The sequence below is a fragment of the Streptomyces sp. DH10 genome (genome assembly GCF_029813805.1).
Lineage (GTDB): Bacteria > Actinomycetota > Actinomycetes > Streptomycetales > Streptomycetaceae > Streptomyces > Streptomyces coeruleofuscus.
In genome coordinates this window covers 78,733-101,372 of the sequence record NZ_JARVKU010000024.1, presented here as the reverse complement: position 1 = coordinate 101,372, position 22,640 = coordinate 78,733, and the positions used below count along the sequence as shown (strand labels likewise).

The window sequence follows — 22,640 nt, the reverse complement described above, 5'->3', positions numbered from 1 at the left end:
GTCAGTCCTTCACCGCTCCGCCCAGTCCGGAGACCAGACGCCGCTGTACGAGTACGAAGAAGACCAGGACCGGAATCGTCATCACCGTCGAGGCGGCCATGACGCCGCCCCAGTCCGGGTCGTCGGGCTTGTAGAAGACCAGCAGCGCCATCGGCAGCGTCGACTGGGAAGTGTCACTGATGATGAACGACTTGGCGAAGAGGAAGTCGTTCCAGGCGGAGATGAAGGAAAACACGCTGGTGGCCACAAGCCCCGGCAGGACGAGCGGGAAAAGGATCTGCCACAGGAATCGCGCCCGGCTCGCCCCGTCGATGCAGGCGGCCTCCTCCAGTGCCTCCGGAACGGCTTTCACGAACCCCCGCAGCATCCAGATCGCGAAGGGCAGCGAGAAGGCGATGTGGGGCAGGATCAGCGAGCCCAGGGTGTTCAGCTGGCCGAAGTCCCGCATGAGGAAGAAGAGGGGGATCGTCAGGGCCTCCACGGGCACCATCTGGGCCACCAGAAACATGATCAGCAAGGTGGTCCGGAGGCGGAACCGGAATCGTGTCACGGCGGTCGCGGCGAGAAACGCGATGAGCGCGGAGGCGATCACCACACAGCCCGCGACGAGGAGGCTGTTGAGGAAGTAACGGCCGAATTCCTGCTGCCCGAAGACCCGTTGGAAGGAGTCCAGAGAAGGCGCGAGAGTCCACGGCCTGGGCTCGCTCGACTCGATCTCCCCGGCCGGTTTGAAGGCGCTGAGCACCATCCAGTACAGGGGAAAGGCGACGACGACCGCGACCAGCAGGGCCGAGGCCTCGGCGGCCAGCCGCCCCGGGCGGCGCACACGAACGCGAAGCGGGTTCACAGTTCCTCCCCCTGCCGGCGCAGCAGCCGCAGGTACACGAGCGTGACGGCGAGCAGGATCAGCAGCATCACGACGCCGATCGCGGAGCCGAGGCTGTACTGCGAGGACGCGAACGCCTGCTGGTAGGCGTAGACGTTCAGGACCAGGTTCTGGCCCGCGATGCCGCCGCCGCCCGTCATGACGTAGATCTGGGTGAAGACCTTGAAGTCCCAGATGACCGACTGGATGGTGACCACGACCAGGATGGGCCGGAGCATCGGGGCGAGTACGGATCGCCAGATGCGCCACTGCGAGGCGCCGTCCAGGGCGGCGGCCTCCAGCACTTCGACCGGTACGGCGCGAATCCCCGCGTACACGGTCACCATCACGAACGGGAAGGAGCACCACACCACTTCGAGCAGGACGAGGAAGAAGGCGCTGAGACGCCCGTACGTCCACGAGTGGTCGCCGAGGCCCAGCATCCGGTTCACCGGGCCGAAGTCCGGGTCGAAGAGGAACAGCCAGACCGTGGAGCCGGTCACCGCCGGCGTCGCCCACGCGCCCAGGGCGGCCAGCATCAGCGCGAGCCGCGGTACGGCCCGTACGCGCGTGAGCAGCACGGCGAGGGCACAGCCGACCGCGAGCGTGGAGACGACACAGGCCGCCGCGAACAGCACGGTGGCGAGCAGCACCTGCCAGAACTGCGGATCCCCGAACAGCTCGGCGTAGTTCGCGACCCCCCGGAACACGGTCGGTTTCCCGCCACTGACCTGCGCCTGCGTGTACTCGAAGAACGAGATCAGGCCGAGTTGGTAGATGGGGTAGACGAGCAGTCCCCCGAGCACGACCAGCGCGGGCGCGAGATACAGCCAGGGCGTCCACCCACCGGCCGCGAGCGGCGACGCGCCGGCCGCGCCCCGCCTCCCGCGGATGCCCTTGCCCGAAGTCCGCCCCCGTGGACCACCGCCATACCCGGCGCGGGCCTCACGGGAACCGCCCCCCGCCAAGCCGACCCCGAACAGGCCATCCTCAGCCAGGCCGGCCACCTCCGAGACGCTCCCGGCCGAGTCGCCCTCGGTCTCCACCAGGCCACCCGTCGCCGACGCGGCGCCGGACAAGCGCTCCCCTGCCGGATCGCTCCCCTCCAGGCCGGCGCCCGCCGGTTCCCCCCGGTCGTTCACCCGGCTCACCCCGCGGAGCCGAACGCGGTGTTCATCTTCTTCGCCGCGTCCTGGGAGGCCGCGGTCACGTCCTTCTTCCCGCTGATGATCTCCTGGAACATCGTGGGCAGGACGAGCGAGGAGTCGATCTGGGCCCATGCGGGTGAGGCCGGGACGAACTTGGTGCCGGCCGAGAGGGTCCGCACGAAGGGCTTCACGAACGGCTCCTTCGACGCGACCTCCTGCCGTACGTCCGTGAAGGTCGGCAGGAAGCCCATCGCCTCGAAGAGTTCGGTCTGGGTCTTCTTCGAGGCGAGCTGTTCCATCAGCCGGACCGCGAGCGTGCGGTGGGACGTGCTCTTCAGGACGCCGATGTTGTTGCCGCCCGCGAAGGCCGGTGCGATCGAGCCGGACTTCACACCCGGCAGCGGGACGACGGCGTACTTGCCCTTGACCTTCCCGGCCTCGACGGCGGTGTGGCTGAAGTCGCCGCCGATCGCCATGCCCGCCTTGCCCGCGGCGAACGCGGAGATCGTGTCGTTGCCGCCCATGCCCGCGCACTTGGCGGCCGGACAGTTGTCGTCGCCGAAGAGGGACGTGTACGCCTTGATGCCCTTCCGCGCCTGCGGGCTGTCGATGCCGGAGGCGTACGAGCCCCCCTTGCCGCTCGCCAGTTCACCACCGTTGGCCCAGACGAAGGGCATCGCGCCGTAGGTGTAGGCGCCGCCGACGACCAGCCCGTACAGGTCGGGCTTCGCGGCGCGTATCTCGCGGGCGGTGGAGGCCAGTTCGTCCATCGTCTTCGGGGCGGACAGGCCGAGCTCCTCGAACACGTCCGTGCGGTAGTACAGCGCGCGGACGCCGACGTAGAAGGGAGCGCCGTAGACCTTGCCGTCCACCGTCACCGACTGCCTGGCCGTCGGGTCGGTGTCCTTCGCCTCGCTCCAGTCACCGAACTCCTTGGTGACGTCGAGGAGTCCGCCGTCCTTCACATAGCCGGCCGTGTCGGTGTTGCCGTACTCCATCACGTCGGGAGCGGAGGCGGGGTCGTTGAACGCGGCCTTGACGCGCTGGGCGCGGGTGTCGATCGGGATGTACTCGACGTCGACCTCGGTGCCCTTGTGGGCCTTCTCGAAGGCGGCGACGACCGAGTCGACGACCTTCTCCTTGGGGGTGTTGCCGACCTCCTGGAAGAGCCACACGCGGAGCGTGCCGGTCTTCTCGTCCTTGTCGGAGGAGGAGTTCGTGGCGGTCTGGGGGGCGCAGGCGGTGGCCAGGAGAGCGGCGAGGGCGGTGAGCCCGGCACATCGGACGGACAGCTTCATGGAGTGCTCCTCCGAGGGAGTGTTGCAACATGCGCAATGAAGGTTTCGCTGTGCACAACACCCCGGAGGCTATGGACTGGATGAACACGCCCACAAGAGGTCTCAACCACTCTGTGACCGGCTGACGCATCCTGCGCAACGCCCGAACAGCACAAAAGCCTCCAAGGTGCGCAAAACGCACCCTGGAGGCTTTACGCCGCGCGGACCGGGACTACTTGTCGCCCTTGCCCTTGTCGTCGTCGCCGGAGCTCATGGACTCGTAGATCTCCTTGCACATGGGACACACCGGGTACTTCTTCGGATCGCGGCCCGGCACCCAGACCTTGCCGCACAGCGCCACGACGGGGGTGCCGTCGAGGGCGCTCGCCATGATCTTGTCCTTCTGGACGTAGTGGGCGAAGCGCTCGTGGTCACCGTCACCGTGGGAGGTCTGCGGCGTCGGCTCTACGAGGGTCCCCGTACCAGTCCCGCGCTCGGGCTCGAGAGTGCTCATAGGCCCAAGGGTACTGAAGCTCACAGACATCAGTTGAGCGAAGGGTCGTCCGGGTACGTCGCCACCATCGCCAGCTCGTTGCGCTGGCGGCGCAGCACCTCGCGCCAGAGTCTCTCCGGGAACGGCGAGGAGACGTCACCGGGCTCCGACTCGACGACGTACCACGCGCCGTCCACCAGCTCGTCCTCCAGCTGGCCCGGGCCCCAGCCGGCGTACCCGGCGAAGATCCGCAGCGAGCCGAGAGCGGAGGCCAGCAGTTCCGGCGGGGCCTCCAGGTCGACCAGGCCGATCGCGCCGTGCACCCGGCGCCAGCCCAGCGGAGCGGCCTCCCCGGACGCGCCGCCGGGGACGACGGCGACCCCGAGGGCCGAGTCCAGCGACACCGGGCCGCCCTGGAAGACGACGCCGGGTTCACCGGCGAGATCCCCCCAGCCTTCCAGGATGTCGCCCACGTCCACCGGCGTGGGGCGATTGAGGACGACACCGAGAGAGCCCTCCTCGTCGTGGTCGAGGAGCAGCACCACCGCGCGGTCGAAGTTCGGGTCCGCCAGGGCGGGCGTGGCCACGAGCAACCGCCCTGTGAGCGAGGACACCTCGGTCATGCCAGACATGATCCCGCATCTTCCCTTTCCGTGGGGAGGCAATGCGGGTACGGGAGGGAACGCAGCTCAGGGCGCACTGGTGCGTTTGTCGCGCACGGATGTGACGGTGACCCCATGTGCCCGGCACGGAACGGTTCGTGTTGTGACAGAGCTATGACGTGGCTGGGTCTGCTCCAGGCTTACGGAAGGGGGGTGGAGGGCGATTACCCTTTCCCTCCTGGCCCCTGCCCGACTCCACGGAACGCGAGATTCATGACCGTCAACGACGATGTCCTGCTTGTCCACGGCGGAACCCCGCTGGAGGGCGAGATCCGTGTCCGCGGTGCGAAGAACCTCGTACCGAAGGCCATGGTGGCAGCGCTGCTGGGCAGTGCCCCGAGCCGCCTCCGCAATGTTCCGGACATCCGTGACGTACGGGTCGTACGGGGCCTGTTGCAGCTGCACGGTGTGACGGTGCGCCCGGGGGACGCGCCCGGCGAACTGGTGATGGATCCGACGCGCGTGGAGAGCGCGAACGTCGCTGACATCGATGCCCATGCGGGTTCGAGCCGTATCCCGATCCTGTTCTGCGGCCCCCTTCTGCACCGCCTCGGCCACGCGTTCATCCCGGGTCTCGGCGGCTGCGACATCGGCGGCCGGCCCATCGACTTCCACTTCGACGTGCTGCGGCAGTTCGGCGCGCGGATCGAGAAGCGGGCGGACGGGCAGTACCTGGAGGCCCCGCAGCGGCTGCGGGGTACGAAGATCCGGCTGCCGTACCCGTCCGTGGGCGCGACGGAGCAGGTGCTGCTGACGGCGGTGCTCGCCGAGGGTGTCACCGAGCTCTCGAACGCGGCTGTCGAGCCGGAGATCGAGGACCTGATCTGCGTCCTTCAGAAGATGGGCGCCATCATCGCGATGGACACCGACCGGACCATCCGCGTCACCGGTGTCGACAAACTCGGCGGCTACACCCACCACGCCCTCTCCGACCGCCTGGAGGCCGCCTCCTGGGCGTCCGCCGCGCTGGCGACCGAGGGCAACATCTACGTCCGCGGCGCCCAGCAGCGCTCGATGATGACGTTCCTGAACACCTTCCGCAAGGTGGGCGGGGCCTTCGAGATCGACGACGAGGGCATCCGCTTCTGGCACCCCGGCGGCCAGCTGAAGTCCATCGCGCTGGAGACGGACGTCCACCCCGGCTTCCAGACCGACTGGCAGCAGCCGCTGGTGGTGGCCCTGACCCAGGCCACGGGCCTGTCCATCATCCACGAGACGGTCTACGAGTCCCGCCTCGGCTTCACCTCCGCCCTGAACCAGATGGGCGCCCACATCCAGCTCTACCGCGAGTGCCTGGGCGGCTCCGACTGCCGCTTCGGCCAGCGCAACTTCCTCCACTCGGCCGTCGTCTCCGGCCCCACCAAGCTCCAGGGCGCCGATCTGGTCATCCCCGACCTCCGCGGCGGCTTCTCGTACCTCATCGCGGCGCTGGCGGCCCAGGGCACGTCCCGCGTCCACGGCATCGGCCTCATCAACCGCGGCTACGAGAACTTCATGGAGAAGCTCATGGAGCTCGGTGCGAAGGTCGAGCTGCCGGGCAAGGCGCTCGGCTGATCCCGGCTCCGGAGCAACGCCCGCCCGGCTGGGGGTCCGGGGGTTATCCCCCGGGAAAGCACAGCATGGAGAAGCTCATGGAGCTCGGTGCGAAGGTCGAGCTGCCGGGCAAGGCGCTCGGGTAGCACCCGGTCAGTACACGCAGTGAAGCCCAAAGGGGCGGCCACCCGGATCGGGTGGCCGCCCCTTTGGTGTCACTGTGCCTCGTACGCCGTCCTGAGACGCACGGACGACCAGGTCACTTACCCTTGGCCGCTTCCTTGAGCTTGGAGCCCGCGGAGACCTTCACGCTGTAGCCAGCCGGAATCTGGATCGGCTCGCCGGTCTGCGGGTTGCGGGCGGTGCGAGCGGCACGGTGGGTGCGCTCGAAGGTCAGGAAGCCGGGGATGGTGACCTTCTCGTCCCCCTTGGAGACGATGTCGCCGACCACGTCGGCGAACGCGGCCAGCACGGCGTCGGCGTCCTTGCGGGTCACCTCGGCGCGGTCGGCCAGCGCGGCCACCAGCTCACTGCGGTTCATGTTGTTACTCCCGTGTTCATCTTGCCGTTGAGGCGTCAGATCGAAGCCGATGCTGCCAGGGTCCTCAATGAGTCCCCGGACCCGGGTCCGTCGTCAGACCCTCGCGCCCAGGGAGGCATCCTGCCTCTACCTGCGGCGGGAAAGCCAATCCGGCACCCGGCGGAGTCGTGAGAACACCCTTGGGGAGTCACACGAAAAGAGGGCCTGAGCCTGGCCGCCACGATAGGGGTCCGCCGCTGACAGTGGTCCCTCGACGCGCCGTTTTCCGGGTTGCCGTGGGGATCCTCACAGTCCGGGGGCCGGTGCCCCCGGACCTCACCGCGGGTCGAGCGCCCCGTCCTCAGACGCCGGACGAGCCGCTCGCCGTCGCGCCGGCCGCCTTCGCGGCCTCCCGGACCGCTCCGGCGACCGCGCCCGCGACCTTGTCGTTGAAGACGCTCGGGACGATGTAGTTCGGGTTCAGCTCGTCCTCGGTCACCACGTCCGCGAGGGCCTTCGCCGCCGCGAGCATCATCTCGGTGTTGACCGTACGCGACTGGGCGTCCAGCAGGCCGCGGAAGACGCCCGGGAAGACCAGCACGTTGTTGATCTGGTTCGGGAAGTCGGAACGGCCGGTGGCCACAACGGCCGCGGTCTGGCGGGCGATTGCCGGGTCGACCTCGGGGTCCGGGTTCGCGAGCGCGAACACGATGGCACCCTCGGCCATGGCGGCCACGTCGTCGCCGTCGAGGACGTTCGGGGCCGAGACGCCGATGAAGACGTCCGCGCCGCGCACGGCCTCCTTGAGGGTGCCGGTCAGGCCCTCGGGGTTGGTGTTGTCGGCGATCCAGCGCAGCGCCGAGTCCGGGGCGGCGTCCACCAGGTCCTCGCGGTCGGCGTGCACGACGCCGTGGATGTCGGCGACGACGGCGTTCTTGACGCCCGCGGCGATCAGCAGTTTCAGGATGGCCGTACCGGCCGCGCCTGCGCCGGACATGACGACGCGGATGTTCTCGATCGCCTTGCCCGTGACGCGAAGTGCGTTCGTGAGGGCGGCGAGGACGACGATCGCGGTGCCGTGCTGGTCGTCGTGGAAGACGGGGATGTCGAGGGCCTCGCGCAGCCGGGCCTCGATCTCGAAGCAGCGGGGGGCGGAGATGTCCTCCAGGTTGATGCCGGCGAAGCCCGGGGCGATCGCCTTGACGATCTCGACGATCGCGTCGGTGTCCTGGGTGTCGAGGCAGATCGGCCAGGCGTCGATACCGGCGAACCGCTTGAAGAGGGCCGCCTTGCCCTCCATGACGGGCAGCGCGGCCTTCGGGCCGATGTTGCCCAGGCCCAGCACGGCGGAACCGTCCGTCACGACCGCAACGGAGTTGCGCTTGATGGTGAGGCGGCGGGCGTCCTCGGGGTTCTCGGCGATCGCCATGCAGACGCGGGCGACACCCGGCGTGTAGACCATGGAGAGGTCGTCGCGGTTGCGGATGGGGTGCTTGGACGCCATCTCGATCTTGCCGCCGAGGTGCATGAGGAAGGTCCGGTCCGAGACCTTGCCCAGCGTGACGCCCTCGATGCCGCGGAGTTCCTCGACGATCTCGTCGGCGTGTGCGGTCGACGAGGCCGCGATGGTGACGTCGATACGGAGCTTCTCGTGACCGGAAGCGGTGACGTCGAGGCCGGTCACCGAGCCTCCGGAGGACTCCACGGCGGTGGTGAGCTGCGAGACGGCGGTTCCGCTCGCGGGCACCTCCAGCCGGACCGTCATCGAGTAGGAGACGCTGGGCGCCGTTGCCATGGCCGACTTCCTCTGCTTTCACCTGACGCTGAGTTGTGCCGTCCGATCGTCGCACCTACCGCTGAGTAGCAGGTAGCCACCCTCGATTGCGAACGTTTTGTTCGCGGAACAGGCCAGCAAAAAGAGACCCACGTCACGTGAGGACGTGGGTCTCTTATGAAGTAGGTGGCACCGACCCGCCATGCTCGCCTCGCGGCAAGTGGTCGCTCGTAGCGACGATGGTTGGGCCCGGGGGCTTGGATCGAGCCGGTGCCACGTCCAGGCTAACAAACAGATCCCGTAAGGCCATTCCCGTACCGGGAGTTCATTTCGCCGGCAAGTGGGTAACGGGGCGCGGTCCCGCCGGACGGACCGGAATCAGTCCCTGAGCAGGTCCGGTACTCCCGTCGCGTCGGGCTCGTCCCGGTCCGCCGAGACGACCGTGAGCTGCTGGGTGGCCCGGGTCAGTGCGACGTAGAGCACGCGCAGGCCGGCCGGGGACTCGTCGGCGATCTCCGCCGGGGAGACCACGACCGTCGCGTCGTACTCCAGGCCCTTCGCCTCCAGGCTGCCGAGTGCCACGACCCGGTCGCCGAGCCCGGCGAGCCAGCGGCGGGCCTCCTCGCGGCGCTGCATGGCGACGACCACACCGACCGTGCCGTCGACGCGCTCCAGCAGCCGGGCCGCCTCGGCACGGACGGTTTCGGCCAACGTGTCGTCCACGACGGTGAAGCGGGGCTCGACGCCGGTGGAGCGGACCGCCTTGGGGGACGCGGAGCCCGGCATGGCGAGGGCCAGCACCTTCGAGGCGAGTTCGGCGATCTCGGCCGGGTTGCGGTAGTTCACGGTGAGCTCGAAGCGGCGGCGCGGGCGGGTGCCGAGTGCCTCGTCGCGAGCCTCGGCGGCCTCGTCCGGGTCGGACCAGGACGACTGGGCCGGGTCGCCGACGACCGTCCAGGTGGCGTGTCGGCCGCGGCGGCCGACCATGCGCCACTGCATCGGCGTGAGGTCCTGGGCCTCGTCCACGATGACGTGCGCGTACTCCGTGCGCTCCTGCGCGAGGCGCTCGGCGCGCTCGCGCTGCGACTCCTCGCGCACCGGCATCAGCTCCTCCAGGCCGGTGAGCTGGTCGAGCGGGTCGAGTTCGCGCCTCCTCCGGGGGCGGGCCGGGGCCCCGAGGATGGCCTGGAGCTCGTCGAGCATCGCGATGTCGTGCACCGAGCGGCCCTCGCGCCTGAGGGAGCGGGCGACCTTGCGGATCTCGCCGGGATTGAGGATCCGCCGGGCCCAGCGGCCGAGGCGCCGCTCGTCGGCCATGGCGTCCAGGACGGCCGCCGGGGACAGCTCGGGCCACCAGGCGTCGAGGAAGGCGATGAAGCTGTCCTCGGAGGTGATGTCCTCGTCGAAGGAGGAGCGCAGCTCGGCGGCGAGCTCCGGGTCGGTGTGCCGGCCCGCGGCGCCGGACTGTTCCCACAGGGCGTCCAGGAGGAGCTTGCGGGCGCGGGGGCGCAGCAGGTTGACGGGGGCGGTGCCGCCGAGGGCGGCGCGGCGGATGCCCGCCAGCCGCTCGGCCTCCAGTTCCAGGCGGCGGCCGAAGGCGACCACACGCAGCCGGGCCGGTGAATCGTTCAGTTCCAGAGCTCCGCGCGCGGCCTTGCGCAGCACCTTGAGCATGCGCGACGAGCCCTTGGCGCGGGCCACGGACGGGGAGTCGTAGAGCGTGGCCTCGGCGCCGTCGACGAGGGAGCCGATGGCGCGGATGGCGACCTGGCCCTCCTCGCCGAGGGAGGGCAGCACGCCCTCGGTGTAGGCGACGAGCAGCGGGGTCGGCGACACGATCAGGATGCCGCCCGCGTACCGGCGGCGGTCCTGGTAGAGGAGGTAGGCCGCGCGGTGCAGGGCGACGGCGGTCTTGCCGGTGCCGGGGCCGCCCTCGACGTAGGTCACGGAGGCGGCGGGGGCGCGGATGACCAGGTCCTGCTCGGCCTGGATGGAGGCGACGATGTCGCGCATGGTGTGGCTGCGGGCCTGGCCGAGCGCGGCCATCAGGGCGCCGTCGCCGATGACCGGCAGCTCGCGGCCGTCGAGGAAGGCCGTCAGCTCGGGGCGCATCAGGTCGTCCTCGACGCCCAGCACCCTGCGGCCCTTGGAGCGGATGACCCGGCGGCGGACGACCCGGCCGGGGTCCACGGGCGTGGACCGGTAGAAGGGGGCGGCGGCCGGGGCCCGCCAGTCGATCACCAGCGGGGCGTAGTCCTGGTCGAGGACGCCGATGCGGCCGATGTGCAGCGTCTCGGCGATGTCGGCGGTGCTGTCCTCGCGGATCGCGCCCTCGGCGGGTTCGACGGCGGTGTACGCGCCGTCGGGGCCCTTCTTGCCGTCCTTGCCGCGCAGCAGGTCGATGCGGCCGAAGAGGAAGTCCTCGAACTCGTTGTTCAGCCGGCTGAGGTGTATGCCGGCCCGGAAGACCTGGGCGTCCCGCTCGGCGAGCGCGCCGGGCGTGCCGACCTGGCCACGCTGGGCCGCGTCGTTCATGAGGAACTCGGCCTCGTGGATCTTCTCCTCGAGACGCCGGTACACCCGGTCCAGGTGTTCCTGTTCGACGCCGATCTCTCTGTCTCTCAGGGAGTCGAGCGCGGTTTCCTGTGGAGCCTGAGCGGCCACCGGGCCCCCTTCTGACGTGCTGGGCAGCCGTCCACCGTACGCGAAGGGGACCCGGTAAGGCTACGCGTCGACCTCGACCAGCCGCTTGCCGTCGAAGGTCACTACCTCGAAGTGGTCGATCTCGTTCGGCTCGAAGGCGGCACCGCCCTGGACGTACAGCGGCTCCTTGGCCTTCTCGGACTTGGCGTCCGGGAGGCCGTAGCCCCATTCCGGGACGGACCAGGAGGACAGGGTCTCCCGCTCGCCGTTCTTGCCGACCGCGACGAGGGCGCACTTCAGCGGGCCCTTGACGTTCTTCAGCTCCAGGACCATTCCGGTGCCCCAGTCCTTCTTCTGGACTGCGACGGTCGCGGAGACCTTGGTGTTCGGGTCCGTGGCCGAGATCTTGTCGGAGATGCCGTCGAAGGCTTCCTTGGCGGGGCTCGCGGCGAGCGGGCGGTTCTCGGCGCCGCCGCCGTCACCACCGCCGTTCGTCGCGACCGCGACGAAGGGACCGCCGATGATCAGCGCGCCGGCCGCGGCCACCATGTAGAAGCTGCGGCGGCGCTTCTGGGCGCGGCGGTCGGCGACCTCGTCGACCAGCTTCTCCACCAGGCGCGGCCGGGGCTTCGCGGACAGCGACTCGCCGATCGCGGGTGTGCCCGAGCCGGGCAGGTCGGCGAGGGCGGCGAGCATCGGCTCCATGCCGGCCAGCTCGTCCAGCTGCTGGGCGCACCATTCGCAGGTCGCGAGGTGGGCTTCGAAGGCGGTGGCTTCGGCGTCGTCGAGGATGCCGAGAGCGTAGGCGCCGACGGTCTCGTGCTCGTTCGGCACCGGAGATTCCTGCATGGGTCCAGACATACCCATGCCTCCCGTACCGAACCCCTGGTTACCCCCGTAAACACTCATCACGCCGTCACCCCCCGCTCCTCCAGTGCCAGCTTCATGGAACGCAGAGCGTAGAAGACCCTGGAGCGGACGGTGCCGCTGGGTATACCCAGGGTCTCGGCCGCCTCATTGACCGTACGCCCCTTGAAATACGTCTCGACGAGCACCTCCCGGTGAGCGGGGGTCAGGTCGTCGAGTGCGTCCGAGAGAGTCATCAGCCACAGCGCCTTGTCGATCTCGTCCTCCGCGGGGATGACCTCCAGCGGCGACGGGTCGACCTCCTGCGGCCGGGCCTGCCGGCTGCGGTGGCCGTCGATGACGATGCGCCGGGCGACCGTCACCAGCCAGGGGCGTACCGATCCGGTCGCTCGATTGAGCTGTCCGGCGTTCTTCCAGGCACGGATGAGCGTCTCCTGCACGACGTCCTCGGCGCGTTGCCGGTCTCCGGCCACCAGACGCAGGACATAGGCGAGCAGGGGTCCGGCGTGTTCGCGATAGAGCGCACGCATCAGCTCCTCGTCGGGTTCCGAGGGCTGGGACATGCGATGTCGGGCCCTCGGTGCACGTTCATTGGCCACGACGGAATCCTTGCGCACGCCCACCTCCGGTGTCCGGGGGTTCCCCCAGTCGGTCGCTCCACATGCCGTACGGACGCGAGCCGTTGGGTGTTCAAAGAGACGTGACAGATTTCTTCGAAGTGACGTGACGAGGGGGACATGGGAGCACATTCCCACCCCGCGGTCTTTACATTTCCGCCACATCGACCAGATCAAGCCAGGCTTTCCCTACGGGTGCGTAGGTAAACGACGTGTAATCGAAATCACTTCGACAGTGCATCCACAGAAGTTGCATTTAGGACAGGGAAATTGAATGTAGCGACCACCCAACGGCCTTGTCGTGAGGGGCAAAAGGGACTTAAGCCCGGGTGAGTGCCGCGCGGCGGCGATGCCGGGCGACCCGTTCGCGGTTTCCGCAGACCTCGCTGGAGCACCAGCGCCTCCTGCGTCCCCGGGACGTGTCGAGGTACACGATCGGGCAGTTGTCGCCCTCGCACTGGCGCAGGGCAGCGCGCGCGACGGGGTCGGTCAGGAGGTCCACGGCGTCCCGGGCGACGGCCGCGAGCAGGGCGGGGCAGCCGGGCGGGCCGTCCAACTGCCGTACGAGCTCGCCGTCCGAGCCGCGGACGGCACGCGGGGCGGGGGGCGCGGGACGCGCGAGGTCGTTGACGCGCGCCAGCGCGAAGTCGTAGGCCGGGGCTCCGGGTCCCGGCCAGCCGCGCACCAACCGGTCGATCTGACCGCGCAGTTCGCGGAAGGCCGCAGGCCAGGTGGCGTCGGCGTGGGCCAGGGCGGTGTCCGCCGGGACGAGGCCGGAGCCGGTGATCCAGGCGCGCAGCACGTCCACGGAGTCCAGCCGTTCCTCCGGGTGCGTGGTGGAGAGCAGATCGAGGCAGATCCGCCCGGCGTCGAACCGCAGCTCGTACGGGGCCGTGGCCGTACCCAGTGCCATGTGCCTGTCACCGCCTAGGGTGCACCCCGGTCGCGAGGGGTTCGGTGGGGTGCCAGTGAGAGGGCTGGGAAACCGTTCCCTCTTACAGTGCCTGCCCACTGCGACGCCGGAAACCCCTCGCACGGGCCGGTGATGAGAGGCGGCCTCGCCCGGGCACGGGTTCCGGTCACGGCGCACACGCCACGCCTAGCGGCCCCGGTCGTGCGAGGGGGGGGCGTCAGCGTGGCGGTATTTCGCTCAACTCGCGGGCGGGGGTACGCGTCCGCGTAGGTCGCGGGCGCTGTCACGCGTCCGCGTAGGTCGCGGGCGGGGACACGCGTCCGCATAGGTCGCGGACGCGGTCACACCCCCGCGCCCGCCATGGACGCGGCCACACACCCGCACACGTCACGGACGCGGCCACACCCCCGCACACGTCACGGACGCGGCCACTCCCCCGCGCACGTAGCGGACACGGTCAGGCCTCCGCGCACGTAGCGGACACGGTCAGGCCTCCGCGCACGTAGCGGACACGGTCAGGCCTCCGCGCACGTAGCGGACACGGTCAGGCCTCCGCGCACGTCATGGACCCGGTCACGCGTCCGCGTACTTCGTGTCCGCTGCCGGGTCCAGGGCGAGGCGGTAGCCCCGTTTGACCACCGTCTGGATCAGTTTCGGCGTGCCGAGGGCCGTGCGGAGGCGGGCCATGGCCGTTTCGACCGCGTGTTCGTCGCGGCCGGAGCCGGGCAGGGCTCGGAGGAGTTCCGCGCGGGCGACCACCCAGCCGGGGCGGCGGGAGAGGGCACGCAGGAGGGACATGCCGGCGGGCGGTACCGGCTTGAGGTCACCGTCCACCAGGACCGCGTGCCCGCGGATCTCCACCCGGTGCCCGGCGATCGGCAGCGCGCGTGCCCGGCCGGGCAGTTCCTTGCAGAGGAGCTGGACGAGGGGGCCGAGCCGGAAGCGTTCGGGCTGGATCGTGTCAAGGCCGCGGGATTGCAGCGGCAGGGCGGTGACCGGGCCGACGCAGGCCGGCAGTACGTCGTGGCTCATGGCCTCCAGTACGTCGGGGAGCATCCCGCGCTCTTCCGCCCGGGAGAGCAGGGAGGCCGCGGCCGGGGCGCTGGTGAAGGTCAGCGCGTCCACGCCCCGGGAGACCGCGGCGTCCAGGAGGCGGTCCACCGGGGCGATGTCCTCCGGCGGCATCCACCGGTAGACGGGCACGCCCACGACCTCGGCCCCGCCCTCCCGCAGCGCCTCCACGAACCCGGGCAGCGGCTCACCGTGCAGCTGGATCGCGATCCGCTGCCCGTCGACGCCCTCCTCCAGCAGCCGGTCGAGCACCTCCGCCATGGACTCCGACGACGGCGACCACTCCTCCGTCAGCCCGGCGGCCCGGACCGCGCCCTTCACCTTGGGGCCGCGCGCCAGGATGCGTGCGCCGCCGAGCCGTGCCAGCAGATCGTCGCCGAGCCCCCAGCCGTCGGCGGCCTCCACCCAGCCTCGGAAACCGATCGCGGTCGTGGCGACCACGATGTCCGGCACCTGTCGGATGAGCTCTTTCGTCGCGCCCAGCAACTCGCTGTCGTCGGCGAGCTGCACGATCCGCAGGGCAGGGGCGTGCATGACGGCTGCACCGCGCCGCTGGAGCAGCGTGCCCAGCTCGTCGGCCCGGCGCGCGGCCGTCACACCCACGGTGAAACCCGCCAGGGGCCCGTGGTCCGGTCGCTGTTCTTCCTCGTACATGGCTCTCGTCCCGCACTCGAGTCGTCGTACTGATGGGTACGGCGTACCTACATGCCGATCGAGCCTGTCAACGGCTCGTGACAGGCTCGGATCGGCTTGATGACGACGGTGTTACGTCACACCCTGGCGTAGCTGAGCTGCGGCTCCGCCTCCGAGGTCGCCGTCGTGGCGGGTACCCGGGGAGCCGTACGGCGAAGGTATACGGCCCAGGTGACCGCGAAGCAGACCGCGTAGAAGGCGAGGAATGCGACGAAGGCGCCGGTGCCGGAGCCGTAGGAGAGGAAGGACTGGCGGAAGGCGAGGTTGATGCCGACGCCGCCGAGCGCGCCCACCGCGCCGATGAGTCCCATGGAGGCGCCGGAGAGGCGACGCCCGTAGGCAGCGGCCGCTTCGCCCTCCAGTCCCTTGGCGAGTGCCTTGTTCTGGAAGATGCCCGGGATCATCTTGAACGTCGAGCCGTTGCCGAGCCCGCTGAGCACGAACAGCACCACGAACGCCACCGTGAACAGCGCCAGCGACTTCTCCATCGAGGCACCGATCAGGACCGCCGTCGCGATGCCCATGCCGACGTAGTTCCACAGGCTGATCTTCGCGCCGCCGTACTTGTCGGCCATCCAGCCGCCCAGGGGCCGGATCAGCGAGCCGAGGAGCGGACCGATGAAGGTGACGTACGCCGCCTCCAGCGGGGTGCGTCCGAACTGGTTCTGGAGGACCTGCCCGAAGGCGAAGCTGTATCCGATGAACGACCCGAACGTGCCGATGTAGAGGAAGGACATGATCCACGTGTGGGCGTCCCGCGCGGCATCCTTGGCGGCACCGGTGTCGTTCTTGACGTTCTCGATGTTGTCCATGAAGAGCGCGGCCATGACGGCGGCCACGAGGATCAGCGGGATGTAGATCCCGAGCAGCACGCGCGGCCCGCCGCCGGCGCCGATGATCCCGAGCGCGGCCAGCTGGATCACCGGTACGCCGATGTTGCCGCCGCCCGCGTTCAGGCCGAGGGCCCAGCCCTTCTTCCGCAGCGGGAAGAAGGCGTTGATGTTGGTCATGGAGGAGGCGAAGTTGCCGCCGCCGATGCCGGCCAGCAGGCCGACGAGGAGGAAGGTGGAGAAGGAGGTGCCCGGCTCCATCACGGTGAACGCGGCGACGGTCGGGACGAGGAGGAGGCCGGCGGAGATGATCGTCCAGTTCCGGCCGCCGAAGATCGCTACGGCGAAGGTGTAGGGGACGCGGACGACGGCGCCGACGAGCGTGACCATCGAGGTCAGCATGAACTTGTCGGCCGGGGTCAGTCCGTACTCCGGGCCCATGAAGAGGACCAGCACGGACCACAGGGTCCAGATCGAGAAGCCGATGTGCTCTGAGAGGACGGAGAAGAAGAGGTTCCGGCGGGCGACCTTCTCTCCGGTCTCCTTCCAGAAGGTCTCGTTTTCCGGATCCCAGTGCTGGATCCAGCGTCCGCCCCTGCTCGGGGGTGCGGGTGCCGTGCCAGGGCCTGTCATGACGCCTCCACTTGCTCCGGGACTCGGTTGTTCCATGTGTGCTGGTCCCGAAGGTAGGGAGGACTCGTTTCGTGACTGTGCCAGCGGGTGACCGCGAGGGAACTTTGCTCTCACCCCGGCCTTGGGCGGGATGAGAGGTTCGGTGGTGTTGTGTCAGCGTTGCGGGGGCTGCCCGGGCGCGTTCTGCTGAGGATACGGCTGGTTGTAGGGGCCGGGGGGCTGAGCACCGTACGGGCCGGGCGCGGGCTGGCCTCCGTACGGGCCGGGCGCGGGCTGGCCTCCGTACGGGCCCGGCGCGGGCTGGGCGGGGTACGGGCCGGGAGCAGGCTGAGCGGGGTACGGGTGGCCCGGCGCCTGCTGGGCGTACGGCCCTGGCTGGGCGTACGCCCCCGGCGCCTGCTGTCCGTAACCCGCGGGGGCGCCCCCGGCCGGAGCGTGCATACCGCCGGGCTGGGCCGGCACCCCGGGCGCCTGCCCCGGCGCCCCGGCATACCCCGGCGCCCCGGCCCCCGGCCCGCCGCCGTAGGGCCCTGCCCCGAACGGATTGCCGTGCCCCGGCATCTGCGCCCCGGGCGGCAGATACCGCAGCCGCCCGTTCTCATCGGTCACCGGCATGAAGCCGGCCGCCTGCAACCGCGCGGCGAACTTGGTGTTGCGCTTGCGCGTGACCAGCAGCCCGATGCCGAGGATCGCCACGAACAGCAGCCACACCACACCCGCCGCCACGAAGTCGAAGGCCTCACCGCCGGCGCGGAAGGCGAGGACCGCGCAGCCGAGGGTGATGCCGAGGGCCACGTAGCCCATGCGCTTCTCGGCGTTCTTGCCGGTGAGGTCGAAGTTGATGCGGGCCTTGAGGAGCTCGAAGGCGTCCGGCACGAGCGGCGGGAGGGACACGCCGTCGCCGGCGCCCGGGTACTGCGCCCAGTTCTGTGCGGCCCGGGCCCGGGCCTGCGGGCTGGGGTCGGGCAGGATCAGCATGGTGAGCGCACCGTTGCGGCCGGTGCTCTGCCGGACGTCCGCGTACTCGTAGCCGAACTGCTGGGCGACGAAAGCCAGCCGGGCGAGCTTCTTCACGGACGCCATCGGGCTGGTGAGCTCGACCGGTTCTCCGCTCGCCATCAACCGCAGCATCTTCTGTGTCTGCCGCTTACTCATCCGACCGCTCCCCCGTCGACCCACTGGGCACAGTTGTTCACATGCGCAACTCGGGCAGTTTTCCACACCGGTAAAGGCCGGAGAGACGGGGGCCGTTGTCCCTTACGGACCCCACACGGGAAGGGAGAGCCCGCCCGGACCCGCGTACATGCCGACCAGACCGCGCGGTTCTCCCCTCCGGTGCCCGACCCTGCTCAGCTGCCGGGTGCCGCCCGCCTCCGGCTCCCTCGACCCCTCACCCGAGGCGCACTATTCGGCCACAACCGGGGTTTCCGCTTCGCCGCGGCGTCCTCGACCCAGCCGAACGCGAGGATCGCCGCGCCGATCAGGGGCCAGACCAGGAAGAACATCCAGATCGTGTACGTGGTGTCCAGGGCGGACACCGCGCCGTCGCTCTGGAGGAACGGCAGTTCGTAGAGGAGGTCGAGGATCGGGACCGTGGCCATGATGAGGAGGTTGTGCCAGAGGTAGATCGTGACGGCGCGGTTGTTGGAGAGGGTCACGAGCTTGTCCCACCTGGCGAGGCGGCCCGGGAGTTCGCGCCAGGACGGGGAGTACTGGAGCAGGATCACCACGAAGCCGAAGGACCAGGCCGCCTGGGCCAGGGGGATGTCGTTCAGGTCCCAGCCGTCGGGGCCCAGGTGGCCGGAGGCCCACCACAGGCCGAACGCCATCAGCAGGGCCGCGCAGGAGATCGACAGGTAGCGGGGGATCTGCTTGAGCAGGCCCTCGTGGTGGGCGAAGCCCAGGACCCAGCAGCCGCCGTACACCGCGAAGTCCGTCACGGCGTTGCCCGTCTCGCCGTGGATCTTCACCAGGCCCGTACCGACGACCGCCGTGAGGCCCAGGGGTGCCAGCAGCGTCGGCCACGGTGCCCGGCGGAACGCCCACAGCAGCAGCGGGGAGGCGATGACGAACCAGAGGTAGGCCCGCAGGTACCACAGCGGACCGGCCGCCTGCACCGCCCAGGTGTCCTCCAGCAGGCCGGACTTGGCGCCGAGATGCCAGGGGAAGGGCGGGGCGCCGACGGGGAAGACGTAGTTGAACAGGTCGATCAGGCCCCAGGTGCCGCCGTGGTCCGGGTCCTTCAGCGGGTTCCAGCCGGCCGCGAACATCATCGCCAGCACCACCACGCTGAACGCCCACAGCGGGGGCAGGAGCCGGCGGATCCGGCCCCGGACCACCCCGAGCGCGGGGCGGTTCAGCGAGCGCGCCATCAGGGAGCCCGCCAGCGCGAACATCACGCCCATCGACGGGAACAGCACCGTCAGCCACGCCCAGCCGAACAGGTGGTACACGACGACACGGACCAGGGCGATCGAGCGCAGCAGGTCCAGGTAGCGGTCGCGGCCGCCGCCCTGGCGCGGCGCCGCGTCGGGGGCGGTTCCGCCCGTGGCCGCGGGGTCCTTCGTGCGCTGCTGCGGGATGCCGTACGACGGCTGCCCCGGTATGCCGGACGCCGCCGACGACGTGGGGATCGGGTTTCCGTGGGTCATGCCACCGGCCTCCGCTCGGCACTGCTCTGGGACCGCTGGCTCGGCACGGGGCCGCCGCCGGGCGCGCCGACCACACCGGTGCGCCGCAGCTTCTGCCAGCGCAGCCGGCCGCCGGTGAGGGCGGTGATCCAGGACTGGAGCAGGACGACGTACATGAGCTGTCGGTAAAGGATCTGCTGCAAGGGCAGGGAGACGAGGTGGATCATGCGCTCCCGGTCGAGCCGGAAGGCGTAGGCCGCGCAGACCGCCTGGATCGCCAGGACGCCGAGCCACGCGATGATCGTCTTCTGGGTCGGACCGAACACGAGGCCGTAGACGAGGAACACGTCGATCAGCGGGGCCAGCAGCGGTGCCACGACCATGAAGAGGGACACCAGGGGCAGGCCCACGCGGCCGAAGCGGCCCGAGGCGCCCTTGTCCACCAGGGCCCGGCGGTGTTTCCAGATGGCCTGCATGGTGCCGTACGACCAGCGGTAGCGCTGGGACCACAGCTGCTGGACCGTCTCGGGCGCCTCGGTCCAGGCACGGGCGTTCTCCGCGTAGACCACGCGCCAGCCGTCGCGGTGCAGGGCCATGGTGATGTCGGTGTCCTCGGCGAGCGTGTCGTCGCTCATGCCGCCGACCCGTTGCAGGGCGCTGCGGCGGAAGGCTCCGACCGCGCCCGGGATCGTCGGCATGCAGCGCAGGACGTCGTACATCCGGCGGTCGAGGTTGAAGCCCATCACGTATTCGATGTGCTGCCAGGCACCGATGAGGGTGTCCTTGTTGCCGACCTTGGCGTTGCCCGCAACCGCGCCCACACGCGGGTCGCCGAAGGGCTGCACCAGTTCGCGCACGGTGGACGGTTCGAAGACCGTGTCGCCGTCCATCATCACGATCAGGTCGTAGCGGGCGTTGGCCACACCGCGGTTGAGCGCGGCCGGCTTGCCCGCGTTGAGCTGGCGGACCACCCGGACGTTGGGCAGCCCCATGGCCTCGACGATCCGTGCCGTGCCGTCGGAGGAGCCGTCGTCGATGACGAGGACCTCGATGGGGTGGTCACTGGCGGCGAGGGAACGGACCGTGCTCTCGATGCACTTGGCCTCGTTGTACGCCGGGACCAGGACCGACACCGGTTCGGTGATCGGCGGCCCCCAGCTGAAGCCGCGGCGGCGCACCCGGCGTGCGTGCAGCCCGGAGAGCACCAGCATCAGGACGAAGCGGCCGATGACGAGGGTGCCGACGATCGCGAGGCCGACGACCAGCCCGTCGGTGAGGTGCTCCGAGGCCTGGACCAGGAAGATCCACGCCGCGCCCTTCCACCGGTCGAGGCCGGTGACCTGGGAGTGCGCGCTCGGGGCGTCGAGGGCCTCGGTGAGGTTGCGGAACTCGTAGCCCTGCTCACGCAGGTCGGGCAGCATGCGGTCCAGTGCCTCGACGGTCTGGTGACGGTCGCCGCCGGAGTCGTGCATCAGGACGATCGCGCCCTTGCCGCCCTTGGGTGTGGCACGGCGGACGATCTCGGCGACGCCGGGCTTGCGCCAGTCCTCGCTGTCGGTGTTGTTGACGACGGTGATGTAGCCGCGGCGGCCGATGTACTCGGTCACCGGCCAGGACCTGTTGTCCATGGCGCCGGCGAAGGAGGAGTAAGGCGGCCGGAAGAGGGAGGTGCGGATGCCCGCCGCACCTGAGAGGGCGAGCTGGTTCTGGGACAGCTCCCAGTCGATGCGCTTCTTGGACTGGTAGGACAGGTCGGGGTGGTTGAAGGTGTGCAGACCGACCTCGTGGCCTTCCTCGACCATGCGCCGGACCAGGTCCGGGTAGCGCGAGGCCATGGTGCCGGTGACGAAGAAGACGGCGTGCGCGTCGTGCTTCCTCAGGACGTCCAGCACCTTCGGCGTCCAGACCGGGTCCGGGCCGTCGTCGAAGGTGAGGACCAGACGGCGGTCGGGTACGCGCAGGCTCTCGGTGCGGCCGCTGCGGGTGTCGATGACCGGGCCGCCGTTCATGATCTTCTCCGGCACCAGGTCGGTGGCGGCGGGCGGCCGGACCCGGTGGTCGGCGAGGATCTCGCTGTGCACGTAGCCGCGCAGCATGAGCATCGCCATCAGCGCGACGAGGACGAGCAGCGGCAGCAGCAGGCGCAGGGGCAGGCGGCGCCTGGAACCGCCACGGGCTCGGGGGGCGGGCCCGGAACGGCGGGTATGGGATGCCATGGGTGGTGGTACTCCGGGGTGGTGCGGGGATGAAGTGCTGCGGGGACGGGGTGGTGCGGGGACGGTGCCGGCATGCACCGCGGCGTCATCGGCTCCCGCCGCTCCAGCGGGACCGGGAGCTCGGGGCCTGAGATCCGGGGCGCCGGAGCGCCCTCCCCCCGGACCTCTCCTGGAGGGCGGACGCGGCGGACGCCGCCCTCGCGACCGGGTCTAGACGGCGGGCGGCTCGGCGACGGGCGGCTCGGCGGCGGGCGGCTGGGCGACGGGCGGCGTCTCGGGCGGGCCTTCGGCGACCGTTTCGGTGCCGTCGCCGTCGTCGGCGCCCGTGGGCTCGGTCGGGGTCGGCGTGGGCTCGACCGGCGGTGTCGGGTCGGTCGCCGGCGTCGTCGGCGGGTTCGCCGGCTCGGTCGGGGTCGGGTCGGTTACGACCTTCCCCGGGGCCGGTGCGGTCGGGGTCGCCGTCGGCGAGGGCCCGGCGGTCGCGCCGGAACGGCCCGGGCTCGCGGAGGCCGTGGGTTCGAGGGCGCTGGGGCCGGGCGCAGGTGCCGTGGCCTCGCCGGTCGTCGGCGCGCTGCCCGGGGCGGTGGCGCCCTTGTCGCCGGCCGGTGCCGACTCCGTGGGCAGCGACGGGGTGTCGACCTGCCCGGCCGGCTGGCCCTCCTGCTGGCCCGGCACGGGCAGCCAGGGCGCGTTGGAGTTGCCCGACAGCACCGTGGCGACGATGACGACGGCGTAGACCCCGCAGGCCAGGGCGATGGCTATGCCGATCCGGCGGAGGCGACGGCTGCGGCGACCGGACTCGTCCACGAAGACGGGCCGGTCGGCGGTGCTCGCGCCGGTGTCTTCCTCGACCTGCCGCACGAACCCGTCCCCGAGTTGCACGGCGTCGAGCTGGATGGTGACCTCGTGCGGGTCGTGAGTGTGCCCGGCGAGGGTCCCGGCCCGGACCTGCCCGACCGCGTCGGCGTCCTCCTGCCAGGGGTCGCGGACGGCCGGCCGGGTGCCGGGAGCCGTCGCGAACGAGTCGGCCTCGCCCTCGCTCTGCCGGGGAATGCCGCGCAGTATCTCCGTCAGCTCCGTCCCGGCGGGCGGGCGGCTGCCCGCAACCTGGAGGTCACCGTTGGCGAAGACCTGCGTGGCTCTCCGGTCCCGGGCTCTGCCGTCGGCGGGGAGTTCACCGGTCGCCGGCGCGACCTCGGGCCATTCGGGTTGGGCGTCTTCTCGCCACGGTTTCACACGCACGCACTTCCCCCCA

General features: G+C 70.4%; 18 protein-coding genes. 1 reads left to right on the top strand and 17 read right to left on the bottom strand.

The genetic code is table 11. The features are described from left to right. Nucleotide 1: 1 nt before the first annotated feature. The 5 genes from QC385_RS36105 to QC385_RS36085 all read right to left on the bottom strand — a co-directional run bounded on the left by QC385_RS36105 (nucleotide 2) and on the right by QC385_RS36085 (nucleotide 4,406). Nucleotides 2-847, bottom strand: a complete 846-nt coding sequence (locus QC385_RS36105) for a carbohydrate ABC transporter permease (protein WP_279545606.1) — start codon at nucleotides 845-847, stop codon at nucleotides 2-4. Continuing rightward, entirely contained in the window at nucleotides 844-1,758 is a 915-nt protein-coding gene (locus QC385_RS36100) for a carbohydrate ABC transporter permease (RefSeq protein ID WP_279545657.1), read from the bottom strand. The genes QC385_RS36105 and QC385_RS36100 overlap by 4 nt, the downstream gene beginning before the upstream one ends. 254 nt (nucleotides 1,759-2,012) lie before the next feature. After that, nucleotides 2,013-3,311 carry an extracellular solute-binding protein gene (locus tag QC385_RS36095; protein ID WP_279545605.1) on the bottom strand — a complete coding sequence of 433 codons (1,299 nt, stop codon included), beginning with the start codon at nucleotides 3,309-3,311 and terminating at the stop codon, nucleotides 2,013-2,015. Nucleotides 3,312-3,522: 211 nt separating this feature from the next. Next, on the bottom strand, nucleotides 3,523-3,804 hold the full coding sequence (locus QC385_RS36090; protein ID WP_003990595.1) for a DUF3039 domain-containing protein: 282 nt from the start codon (nucleotides 3,802-3,804) through the stop codon (nucleotides 3,523-3,525). A gap of 29 nt (nucleotides 3,805-3,833) precedes the next feature. Further along, the gene (locus QC385_RS36085) at nucleotides 3,834-4,406 is read right to left on the bottom strand and encodes a YqgE/AlgH family protein (protein ID WP_279545604.1); all 573 of its coding nucleotides are present in this window, start codon (nucleotides 4,404-4,406) and stop codon (nucleotides 3,834-3,836) included. 252 nt (nucleotides 4,407-4,658) lie between these two features. Here QC385_RS36085 and murA point away from each other — a divergent pair, with 252 nt between their 5' ends. After that, nucleotides 4,659-5,999, top strand: coding sequence for a UDP-N-acetylglucosamine 1-carboxyvinyltransferase (gene murA / locus QC385_RS36080; RefSeq protein WP_279545603.1), 1,341 nt, complete (start codon nucleotides 4,659-4,661; stop codon nucleotides 5,997-5,999). A 238-nt stretch (nucleotides 6,000-6,237) separates the two neighbouring features. On the opposite strand, the gene QC385_RS36075 is transcribed toward murA, so the two are convergent. The 12 genes from QC385_RS36075 to QC385_RS36020 all read right to left on the bottom strand — a co-directional run bounded on the left by QC385_RS36075 (nucleotide 6,238) and on the right by QC385_RS36020 (nucleotide 22,627). After that, on the bottom strand, nucleotides 6,238-6,519 hold the full coding sequence (locus QC385_RS36075) for an HU family DNA-binding protein (protein ID WP_003990598.1): 282 nt from the start codon (nucleotides 6,517-6,519) through the stop codon (nucleotides 6,238-6,240). A gap of 340 nt (nucleotides 6,520-6,859) precedes the next feature. Further along, nucleotides 6,860-8,293, bottom strand: coding sequence for an NAD-dependent malic enzyme (locus tag QC385_RS36070; protein ID WP_279545602.1), 1,434 nt, complete (start codon nucleotides 8,291-8,293; stop codon nucleotides 6,860-6,862). A gap of 357 nt (nucleotides 8,294-8,650) precedes the next feature. Next, nucleotides 8,651-10,936, bottom strand: a complete 2,286-nt coding sequence (locus QC385_RS36065; RefSeq protein ID WP_279545601.1) for a HelD family protein — start codon at nucleotides 10,934-10,936, stop codon at nucleotides 8,651-8,653. Between the two features lie 60 nt (nucleotides 10,937-10,996). After that, entirely contained in the window at nucleotides 10,997-11,824 is an 828-nt protein-coding gene (locus tag QC385_RS36060) for an anti-sigma factor family protein (protein ID WP_279545600.1), read from the bottom strand. Then, on the bottom strand, nucleotides 11,824-12,345 hold the full coding sequence (locus QC385_RS36055) for a sigma-70 family RNA polymerase sigma factor (protein WP_010039908.1): 522 nt from the start codon (nucleotides 12,343-12,345) through the stop codon (nucleotides 11,824-11,826). The genes QC385_RS36060 and QC385_RS36055 overlap by 1 nt, the downstream gene beginning before the upstream one ends. 373 nt (nucleotides 12,346-12,718) lie before the next feature. Next, nucleotides 12,719-13,312 carry a CGNR zinc finger domain-containing protein gene (locus QC385_RS36050; protein ID WP_279545599.1) on the bottom strand — a complete coding sequence of 198 codons (594 nt, stop codon included), beginning with the start codon at nucleotides 13,310-13,312 and terminating at the stop codon, nucleotides 12,719-12,721. A 573-nt stretch (nucleotides 13,313-13,885) separates the two neighbouring features. Then, nucleotides 13,886-15,037, bottom strand: a complete 1,152-nt coding sequence (locus QC385_RS36045; protein WP_279545598.1) for a uroporphyrinogen-III synthase — start codon at nucleotides 15,035-15,037, stop codon at nucleotides 13,886-13,888. A gap of 116 nt (nucleotides 15,038-15,153) precedes the next feature. Continuing rightward, nucleotides 15,154-16,539 (bottom strand): nitrate/nitrite transporter, encoded by a 1,386-nt coding sequence (locus QC385_RS36040; protein ID WP_279545597.1) that lies wholly within the window; start codon nucleotides 16,537-16,539, stop codon nucleotides 15,154-15,156. 153 nt (nucleotides 16,540-16,692) lie between these two features. Beyond that, complete coding sequence (locus QC385_RS36035; protein WP_279545596.1) at nucleotides 16,693-17,694, bottom strand: hypothetical protein; 1,002 nt, start codon at nucleotides 17,692-17,694, stop codon at nucleotides 16,693-16,695. 194 nt (nucleotides 17,695-17,888) lie between these two features. Then, nucleotides 17,889-19,190 carry an acyltransferase family protein gene (locus QC385_RS36030; RefSeq protein WP_279545595.1) on the bottom strand — a complete coding sequence of 434 codons (1,302 nt, stop codon included), beginning with the start codon at nucleotides 19,188-19,190 and terminating at the stop codon, nucleotides 17,889-17,891. Next, nucleotides 19,187-21,385 carry a glycosyltransferase gene (locus tag QC385_RS36025; RefSeq protein WP_279545594.1) on the bottom strand — a complete coding sequence of 733 codons (2,199 nt, stop codon included), beginning with the start codon at nucleotides 21,383-21,385 and terminating at the stop codon, nucleotides 19,187-19,189. The genes QC385_RS36030 and QC385_RS36025 overlap by 4 nt, the downstream gene beginning before the upstream one ends. 210 nt (nucleotides 21,386-21,595) lie before the next feature. After that, nucleotides 21,596-22,627: a hypothetical protein gene (locus tag QC385_RS36020; RefSeq protein ID WP_279545593.1), complete on the bottom strand. Its 1,032-nt coding sequence runs from the start codon at nucleotides 22,625-22,627 to the stop codon at nucleotides 21,596-21,598. Nucleotides 22,628-22,640: the final 13 nt, after the last annotated feature.

Coding starts and splice junctions, on each gene's coding strand:
- QC385_RS36090 (WP_003990595.1), bottom strand. CDS start 3,804: ATGAGCACTCTCGAGCCCGAGCGCGGGACTGGTACGGGGACCCTCGTA.
- QC385_RS36070 (WP_279545602.1), bottom strand. CDS start 8,293: ATGGCAACGGCGCCCAGCGTCTCCTACTCGATGACGGTCCGGCTGGAG.
- QC385_RS36030 (WP_279545595.1), bottom strand. CDS start 19,190: ATGACCCACGGAAACCCGATCCCCACGTCGTCGGCGGCGTCCGGCATA.
- QC385_RS36025 (WP_279545594.1), bottom strand. CDS start 21,385: ATGGCATCCCATACCCGCCGTTCCGGGCCCGCCCCCCGAGCCCGTGGC.
- QC385_RS36035 (WP_279545596.1), bottom strand. CDS start 17,694: ATGAGTAAGCGGCAGACACAGAAGATGCTGCGGTTGATGGCGAGCGGA.
- murA (WP_279545603.1), top strand. CDS start 4,659: ATGACCGTCAACGACGATGTCCTGCTTGTCCACGGCGGAACCCCGCTG.
- QC385_RS36095 (WP_279545605.1), bottom strand. CDS start 3,311: ATGAAGCTGTCCGTCCGATGTGCCGGGCTCACCGCCCTCGCCGCTCTC.
- QC385_RS36045 (WP_279545598.1), bottom strand. CDS start 15,037: ATGTACGAGGAAGAACAGCGACCGGACCACGGGCCCCTGGCGGGTTTC.
- QC385_RS36060 (WP_279545600.1), bottom strand. CDS start 11,824: ATGAGTGTTTACGGGGGTAACCAGGGGTTCGGTACGGGAGGCATGGGT.
- QC385_RS36085 (WP_279545604.1), bottom strand. CDS start 4,406: ATGACCGAGGTGTCCTCGCTCACAGGGCGGTTGCTCGTGGCCACGCCC.
- QC385_RS36040 (WP_279545597.1), bottom strand. CDS start 16,539: ATGACAGGCCCTGGCACGGCACCCGCACCCCCGAGCAGGGGCGGACGC.
- QC385_RS36075 (WP_003990598.1), bottom strand. CDS start 6,519: ATGAACCGCAGTGAGCTGGTGGCCGCGCTGGCCGACCGCGCCGAGGTG.
- QC385_RS36055 (WP_010039908.1), bottom strand. CDS start 12,345: ATGTCCCAGCCCTCGGAACCCGACGAGGAGCTGATGCGTGCGCTCTAT.
- QC385_RS36050 (WP_279545599.1), bottom strand. CDS start 13,312: ATGGCACTGGGTACGGCCACGGCCCCGTACGAGCTGCGGTTCGACGCC.